This is a genomic window from Synergistaceae bacterium (assembly GCA_012521675.1).
Taxonomy (GTDB): domain Bacteria; phylum Synergistota; class Synergistia; order Synergistales; family Aminobacteriaceae; genus JAAYLU01.
Window position 1 is genome coordinate 1 of record JAAYLU010000034.1, and the last position, 2309, is coordinate 2309.

2 protein-coding genes are annotated in these 2309 nt (G+C 59.1%); both read right to left on the reverse strand.

Annotated elements, in window-relative coordinates:
- Nucleotides 1–325: 325 nt before the first annotated feature.
- Complete coding sequence (locus GX181_03920; GenBank protein NLM71095.1) at nucleotides 326–1714, reverse strand: alkaline phosphatase; 1389 nt, start codon at nucleotides 1712–1714, stop codon at nucleotides 326–328.
- 289 nt (nucleotides 1715–2003) lie between these two features.
- Nucleotides 2004–2159 carry a hypothetical protein gene (locus tag GX181_03925; GenBank protein ID NLM71096.1) on the reverse strand — a complete coding sequence of 52 codons (156 nt, stop codon included), beginning with the start codon at nucleotides 2157–2159 and terminating at the stop codon, nucleotides 2004–2006.
- Nucleotides 2160–2309: the final 150 nt, after the last annotated feature.

Here is a 2309-nt window from a genome sequence, read left to right on the forward strand (position 1 = left end):
ATTCCAAGTGCCGCCGTCCGCGAGCTCGCGAACACCGTTAGGGTATTCACGCCGGATGTCATCCGGGCCACAAAACTCCACCAGGCTGCCAAGCGAGTCTCCGGCAAGCTGACCAAGCAGGCACCCCTGCGCTCGTGAAAGCATACCGACCTCGGGCGCATTCTTGCTCATCGGACCTCTCCTCCGTTCCGCATTCGAGCTGATTCAACCTCGAAACCCTGCAAACTCCTAGTCCAGATAAATAGTACACTGGAAACGTCTCTTTTGCACGGGTTGTTTACAAATAACTGTGGAAACGGGAGCTCTGCAAACCGGAAGGCACGGCTCACGGCAGCAGGTGGATCAGTGCGCGGCCAATATCGGTATTGTCTAACTCGCCGGAGAATTGCTCAGAACCGGGGCCGACTGAGTATACCGGGACGGATGCGCCCGAGTGACCGTAGGAGGTCCAGCGGACCCCGGCGCGACGGGCCAGCGCGCGGGAGGCAACCATGGTCAGAGGCTCGTAGGGGCCATAAAGCCGATTATACTCCTTGTCGCGTGTACGGCCGCTCTTCGGCTTCATGCTCTGAGCGAAGGCGGCTTTCAGCTCCTCCGTCTCATCGCTTGACAGGTTCTCAAGTCCGAAGAAATCAGTCAGAAGGGGCAGCATGCTTTCGAAAGAGGCTCGACCGCCCTTGCGCATCTCTGCGACTTTCACGTCGAACACCTCGTTCGACCCTCTCTGCCTGGAGAGGATCGCATGGAACATCTCTCCCCCGGGCCCGCCGACCAGGCTCATACCCCCGGTCTCGTGGTCTGCAGTCACTACTATCAGAGTCTCATCGGGCCTGTCGCGGGCGAAAGCCAGGGCCTCCCTCACTGCATCGTCGAATGCCGCCACGTCGTGCACCATCGCGGCTGTGTCGCTCCTGTGGCAGGCCCAGTCGATCTTCCCGCCCTCCACCATCATGAAAAACCCCTCGGAACAGTCCAGCAGCACAATCCCGAGTCTGGTATAGTCGGCCAACGACAGAGCGCCCTTCGGACGGTCGATCTCGTAGTGCAGGGCACCCGCCGAGCCGGTGACCAGCACCTTCTCTCCCGGCCTGGCCGACGGTATCTCCTTGGCGGTCCGCAGCACTTTGTAGCCCCGTGCGGCGGCTATTTCATACAGGTCCTTCTGATCGCCCTTGCGCCCTTTTCGCCTGCTCAGCCCCCCTCCGCCGAAATAGTCAAATCCGCTTTCCGGCAGCTGTTTTCCAATATCGTACAGGTCCGTGCGCGAGGGGGACCAGGCGTAGAAAGCCGCAGGGGTCGAGTCATTCATGAAGGAGCTGGTCACTATCCCCACCCTCATCCCCCGGTCGCGGGCGACCATCGCGACTGTGACGAAGCGTTTGGTCCTGGTCGGGTCCATGTTCAGTATTCCGTTCTCCGTCTTGTACCCCGAGGCCAGCGCCGTACCCGCGGCGGCCGAATCGGTTACGGCCCCCTTCGCCGTCCCCGTCGTAATACTGCCTCTGACAGGCATCGAGGGGAAGGCGAGCTCTCCCCTGCCTGAGGCGCGGCAGTACAGATCGGATGCGATAACCTGGGGCTCTCCCATACCGTCGCCTATGAAGAGAAAGATGTATCTCGGACCCCCGGAAGCACCGGCTATCGGCGGCACAACCGACAGAAGCAGCAGTGCGACCAGGGTCGTAACCCTCAGCAAACGCCCGAGTCTTTTCATGGGAACGCCTCCTTTCTACTCTGATTGATTTATCCACCCCTCGGTTATGATTTGGTCCTGAAACATTAGCAACACCGTGGGGGCAATGAACTCATAGCTCAGATCAATAATACACTGGACGGGTCGATTCATCACGTCGCGAAAGGACCAATTCTGGATGTCGCTTGACATGTCTCATGAGCCACCACGCTCGGCTTGCCCTTGTTGCATCTCATAGAAAAAGAAAAAGGCTCCTTCCCATGCGGGAGGAGCCTTGCGTCTTGCGACTGAAAAGGGGGCGAGCCCCGTCCTACCTGCCGTAGAGCTCTTCGCTCCACCGGTCGTCGGACCTGCGGAAGAGCACTGGGTCGACTATGCGCCCGTTTTTGCGCTCCGCCGGCTGGAAGCCGCCCTCGGGCATAAGCCAGTACGGCTTGCCCGACATGAAAACCAGTTTCTTGTACATACGCTTACCTCTTTCTTGATGTATTACCGAATTGCTGACGGCGCCTCAAGGGGTGTCTCGGCTACAGCCGCTTGTTGGATGTATTGACGCCTCAAAAAACAAGGCCGTTCTGGAATACTCTCCAGAACGGCCTGGAAACTATCTGGCTCC

Bases quoted from the DNA above. Each gene is read 5' to 3' on its own strand.
- GX181_03920 (NLM71095.1), bottom strand. From the start codon at position 1,714: ATGAAAAGACTCGGGCGTTTGCTGAGGGTTACGACCCTGGTCGCACTG.
- GX181_03925 (NLM71096.1), bottom strand. From the start codon at position 2,159: ATGTACAAGAAACTGGTTTTCATGTCGGGCAAGCCGTACTGGCTTATG.